At 43.3% G+C, this 5,810-nt stretch carries 4 protein-coding genes and 2 pseudogenes; 2 read left to right on the plus strand and 4 right to left on the minus strand.

Annotated features, from left to right (window positions below):
* From C3Z13_RS11160 to udk, 4 genes and pseudogenes are all read right to left on the minus strand, one after another.
* Positions 1-1,117: sugar transporter (locus tag C3Z13_RS11160; RefSeq protein WP_103855956.1), on the minus strand; the 1,117-nt coding region annotated here is incomplete at its 3' end.
* 58 nt (positions 1,118-1,175) lie between these two features.
* Positions 1,176-2,486 carry a hypothetical protein gene (locus C3Z13_RS11165; protein WP_103855957.1) on the minus strand — a complete coding sequence of 437 codons (1,311 nt, stop codon included), beginning with the start codon at positions 2,484-2,486 and terminating at the stop codon, positions 1,176-1,178.
* Positions 2,487-2,489: 3 nt separating this feature from the next.
* Positions 2,490-3,072, minus strand: a pseudogene (dcd, locus tag C3Z13_RS11170) (dCTP deaminase).
* A gap of 8 nt (positions 3,073-3,080) precedes the next feature.
* Positions 3,081-3,723 (minus strand): annotated as a pseudogene (gene udk, locus C3Z13_RS11175) (uridine kinase).
* A 270-nt stretch (positions 3,724-3,993) separates the two neighbouring features.
* Here udk and C3Z13_RS11180 point away from each other — a divergent pair.
* Complete coding sequence (locus C3Z13_RS11180; protein ID WP_103855958.1) at positions 3,994-5,034, plus strand: ABC transporter substrate-binding protein; 1,041 nt, start codon at positions 3,994-3,996, stop codon at positions 5,032-5,034.
* Positions 5,035-5,060: 26 nt separating this feature from the next.
* On the plus strand, positions 5,061-5,810 hold a 750-nt coding region (locus C3Z13_RS11185; protein ID WP_103855959.1), incomplete at its 3' end, for an ABC transporter substrate-binding protein.

Below are 5,810 nucleotides of genomic sequence, written 5' to 3' on the forward strand. Positions count from 1 at the left end.
CAAAAATACCGCCCACCATTCCAATATAAGACAACCCCAAATGTTGCATTACTTGATTGCCGAGCAATGCGCCGCCGCCAATGCCGATATTATAAATGCCTGAGAAAATCGCCATTGCTACATCCGTGGCATCTGGTGCGAGTTGTAAAATGCGAATTTGCAAGCTCAAACCAATGCCTGCAATGCCAATGCCCCACAATAGCACCAACGGATAAGTAAAGGCGGAATGGCCTTTTAATAGCACTAAAGCAAAGAGCGAAAGAGCTAGACTGCTCATTGCAATCAGTAGAAATTTTGCTGGCCCAAAGCGGTGAAAACGGCTAAATAGCATACTGGCGATCATTCCTGCGCAGCCAAATAGCAATAAAATCAAGGTGGTTTCCGTTGGTGCGATGCTCACTTCTTGAATCATAAAAGGTTCAACATAACTGTATGCGGTGAAATGGGCAGAAATAACAATGGCGGTGAGAACAAATAACCCCACCAACAACGGACGTTTGAATAATAGCGGAACACTTTTTAATGTGCCGGCGTTTTTGCTCACTAAGTGCGGTAATAATTTATACAGAAAAATCAGTACGATAAACGCCACCACACCAATCACGCCAAAGGTGGTGCGCCAGCCAAGCCATTGCCCGATAATACGCCCTAACGGCAAGCCTAACACCATTGCCAAGGCGCTGCCCATTGCTAACAAGCCGAGCGCTTGTGCTTTTTTATCTTTTGGCGCGAGGCGAACGGTGAGCGAAGCAGTGATCGCCCAAAATACAGAATGAGAAATGGCAATGCCAATACGAGAAATCAGAAGAACTTGGAAATTCCACGCCACGCAAGACAAAATATGACTCACAATAAAGAGAATAAAAAGCTTAATCAGCAAACTACGCCGCTCTAGCTTGGCGGTGAGCAGCATAAAGGGCAAGGAGAGCAAAGAAACAATCCACGCATAAATGGTGATCATCAGCCCTGTTTGGCTGACCGGCATTTGGAAACTTTCGGCAATATCGGAAAGCAACGCCACAGGGATAAATTCAGTTGTGTTGAAAATAAAGGCGGAAAACGCCATACAAATAACACGCCATAATTTCACACGGCGAACAATTTTGGGAGATAACATTTTAAATTAGGGTTAGCAAAAAAAGTTGGCTATTCTAGCACAGAAGTTTAGATTTTGCTCAACGAGAAAGGCGTTGTTTGAATAAATCTTTGAGCTGTTTTTTTAAGCCTTGGGTGGACTCAATTTTATATTGCGGCGAATGGCAATCACCGAAGAAATGCAACGGCAAGCGGAAGTTTTGATATTTTTTCTCACGCAAATTGAGATTAACGAGAAAATCACATTGTTGGCTCACTTGATCCACCGTACCTTCGCCCGTGAGCTGAAAATAAGGATCGCGTAATTGCAAATTCTGCCATTGCATTTCTTGCTGATCCCAAATTAGCTGAGCGGTAAGGCGTTCAAAGGGCGAATCCATATTTTGCAAACGCGCTGAATCATAATTAATCGGCAAACGTTGTGCCACAATGGCTAACAAATTCACGTTTTTCACCTTGCCATTGATGATTTGTAAGCTGGCCTGCCCTTGTTCAATTTGTTGATCAATCAATGCCACTTCCCCTTTTAATTGCGCCTGCCCCGTGGCTAACATTGGCAACTTAAACAAAGCAAGCCATTGTTCTATGGCAATATTTTGTGCGGAAAACTGCGCGCGATCGGGTTGTTGATAAAATTGGAAATCCACATTTCCTTGCGGTGCTAAGGTAAGTTTGCCATTGATAAAGTGCGGTTGAAATTCAAGCAGAATTTTGCCTTGTGAAAAGGGAACTTGGTTAATGCTCAAATCTGTGAAATCAAGCTGATAGCGGTTCGTTTCGCCTTGCATTTCACTGTGTAAATGCCCTTGTTTTAACTGTAACGCCATTGTATCCACATCACCATAAAGGGGGCGTTCAAACTGCCATTGCCCTGCAACTTGTTCAAATGCTAGGCCATTATGAGAAAGCTGCACATTGCCTTGTAACTGGATATGGCTTGCGGCTCGTGTTGCCTGCGCGCTAAACGCCATTTGCACCGGTTTCTGCAAATTCAGCGGAGCGTTTTGTGGTAAGGCATTGAGTAAATGCGCAATGCCCTGCCAAGAAAGTGCGGTGGGTTTTAGGCTAACATTTAGCCCTTGCCATTGGGAGTTAGCAATATTGCCGTTATGTAGTTGAATTTCATTCAGCTTAAGATCACCGCTAAGCAACGCGGTAGGATTGAGTTCAAGCACGATTTTTTCAAAGAAAAACCACCGCGCTTTTTGTTGAAACTTAACATTATGTAAGGATAGTTGAGTGGGAAAAAGCCGGCTTTCCACTTGTGCCACTTGGATATGCTGCTGTGCAAGGCGTTCAGAAAGCTGGGCTGTTAAACGGGATTTCTGCCAAAAAAGAAAGCACAGCCCCACGCACAACAGTGCGATTAGCCATAGCGCTTTCTTTTTCATTGTTTATTTATCCTTATCAATACGGCTGGCTACCGCATTTTGCTGATCTTTATATTTGGCATCTTGACGGCGATTATAAGGACGCGCCGCCTCGCCACTTAGCACTTCAAAACTCAAGGCACCAATCACCATTTTCGGACGCAATGCCAAAGGCAGCTTACCTGAATTGTAAAATTCCAGCACAATACGCCCATTCCAACCCGGATCAATACGGTGTGCGGTAACGTGTACCATTAATCCTAGGCGGGCAAGGGAAGAGCGCCCATCAAGCCAACCGATAATATTGGCAGGCAAGGATACCGCTTCAAAGGTGGTGGCAAGCGCCAGTCACCAGGGTGGAGAAAAAAGGCTTCACCATCATCAATGAGAATTTCATCGCTCATCACCGCCTCAAGTTGAGCGGAAACTTCTCTTTTTTGCCGCTTAAATCAATGTAAGGCGCGGTATGTTCACGAAACACACGGAAAGAATTGCCCAAACGCACATCAACGGTCGCGCCATTGATTTTGTCGTTATCTGGGCGCGGCGTTAAGCTGATAATGCCCTCATCTAAATAACGTTCAATGTCGGTATCACACAATCTCATTTTGCCCCCTATTTGCTTTTCAGCAGGTGTCTAATTTGTGCTTTTAACATATTGATTGCAATACGGTTTTTTCCACCGCGTGGAACAACAATATCGGCATATTGTTTAGACGGCTCGATAAATTGTAAGAACATAGGACGCACAGTAGCACGATATTGATCCACTACCGATTGCAAAGAACGCCCACGCTCTTCCATATCACGTTTTAAACGGCGGATAAAACAAATATCTAACGGCGTATCCACAAATACAGAAATACTCGCTTCTTGGCGAATGCGTTCGTCCGTGAGCAACAAAATGCCTTCTAAAATAATCACTTTTTTCGGCTTGAAATGAGTGGTTTCCCCCGTGCGCGTGTGTTCCACATAGCTATAAACGGGAATATCCACCGCTTGCCCTGCTTTTAAGGCACGCAAATGTTGTAACAACAAATCGCGATCCATTGAATTTGGGTGGTCGTAATTGGTTTTAATGCGCTCTTCAAAAGCAAGGTGGGTTTGATCTTTGTAGTAGCTATCTTCAGAAATAATGCCAATGTCTTCGCAACTTAGCTCATCACGAAGTTCTTTATGAATGGTGGGAGGCAATAAGGCTTTTTCCTGAGGCGGAAGCCCCTGCGATAGCGATAATAATGCAATCTTGGTCTGACATAATATGGCTCAAATAGAGGAGTTACAGTGATTTTAGAATTATAAAGAAAAATTTCGCTTTTTTATAGGGCTGTTGATAATTCATTTTGCATTTGAGCTATCTACAGCCTCTAAGAATTTCACCCTTTTGACGAAATAAAACGAAAGAAATCTCTCATTTTGTGAAGTGGTTCACAGCATTTTTTACTCCATTCGGATAGGATTAGGCTCATTTAATTTAGATTAATCAATGATCTAGGCGATTTTCCGCCAAACCATAAGGAGTACCACAATGAAATGTAAAGCAATTTCTCTCGCAATTTCCACCGCACTTGCCACTTCCGCCTTAATCTTCAGTATGCAAGCGCAAGCCAAAGGACGCTTGGTGGTATATTGCAGCGCCACAAATGAAATGTGTGAAGCTGAAACCCAAGCTTTCGGCAAAAAATATGATGTGAAAACGTCTTTTATCCGTAATGGTTCAGGCAGTACCTTTGCGAAAATTGAAGCGGAAAAGAAAAATCCACAAGCTGACGTGTGGTATGGCGGCACGCTCGATCCACAATCTCAAGCCGGCGAACTGGGTTTATTAGAAGCCTACCGCTCGCCAAATGTCGATCAAATTATGCCAAGATTCCAAGATCCTGCTAAAGTCAAAGGCAACTACACGTCCGCCATTTATATGGGGATTTTAGGCTTTGGAGTAAACATTGAACGCTTGAAAAAACTAGGCATCACAGAGGTGCCAAAATGCTGGAAAGACTTAACCGATCCACGCTTAAAAGGGGAAATTCAAGTGGCCGATCCACAAAGTTCAGGCACTGCATACACCGCCATTGCTACCTTTGTGCAATTATGGGGCGAAGATCAAACCTTTGATTTCTTCAAACAACTTCACCCGAACATTTCTCAATATACTAAATCGGGTATCACCCCTTCACGCAACACAGCCAGAGGTGAAACCACAGTAGGGATTGGCTTCCTACACGATTACGCCCTTGAAAAACAACAGGGCGCGCCAATTGAATTAGTCGTGCCTTGCGAAGGCACAGGTTATGAACTTGGTGGTGTGAGCATCTTAAAAGGCGCGCGTAACTTAGATAACGCCAAATTATTCGTGGATTGGGCATTATCAAAAGAAGGCCAAGAATTAGCGTGGAAAAAAGGCCGCGCTTTCCAAACACTGACCAACACCACCGCCGAACAATCACCAACCGCGTTTGATCCAACCAAGCTTAATCTCATCAATTATGATTTTGAGAAATACGGTGCATCAGACGAACGCAAACGCTTGATTAACAAATGGGTTAATGAAGTTAAATTGGCGCAGTAAATAGTTTTGTCATAGTGAGGTGGGTAATGAAAAAAGTAACGTCCAATCTAATTTTAGCTAGTCTATTATTAGCAGGATTAAGTCTTTCTAATATGGCTTTCGCTGGAGGGCGATTGGTGGTTTATTGTAGTGCGCAGAATATTGTATGCGAAAAGGCAGTGCAAGGATTTGCGAAAAAATACAATGTAAAAACTTCCTTTATTCGTAATAGCTCTGGCAGTACCCTTGCCAAAATGGAAGCTGAGAAAAATAATCCTCAAGCAGATGTTTGGGTTGGCGGCCCTTTTGATACCCACCTCCAAGCAGGTGAGTTAGGCTTAATTGCGTCTTATGATTTCCCGAAACGCAATGAAGTAATGACCCAATTCCAAAAACTTGGCAATGGAAAAAGTTCTATTATTTATATGGGTGTTTTAGGTTTTGGCGTTAATACAGAACGTTTGAAGAAACTAGGTATTACAGAAATACCAAAATGCTGGAAAGATCTGTTAGATCCTCGCTTAAAAAATGAAGTACAAATTGCTGATCCACAAAGTTCTGGCACAGCTTACACCGCCATTGCCACTTTCACGCAACTTTGGGGAGAAGGTAAAGCCTTTGATTACCTAAAACAAATCCATCAAAATATTTCACAATATCCAAAAGCAGGAACAGCCCCATCACGCAACACAGCAAGGGGAGAAACTGCGATTGGTATCGGTTTTTTACAAAATTATTCTTTTGAAAAACAACAAGGTGCGCCCATTGAACTTGTCGTACCTTGCGAAGGCACAGGT

Origin of the sequence: Avibacterium endocarditidis, assembly GCF_002921145.1 — a bacterium.
Lineage (GTDB): Bacteria > Pseudomonadota > Gammaproteobacteria > Enterobacterales > Pasteurellaceae > Avibacterium > Avibacterium endocarditidis.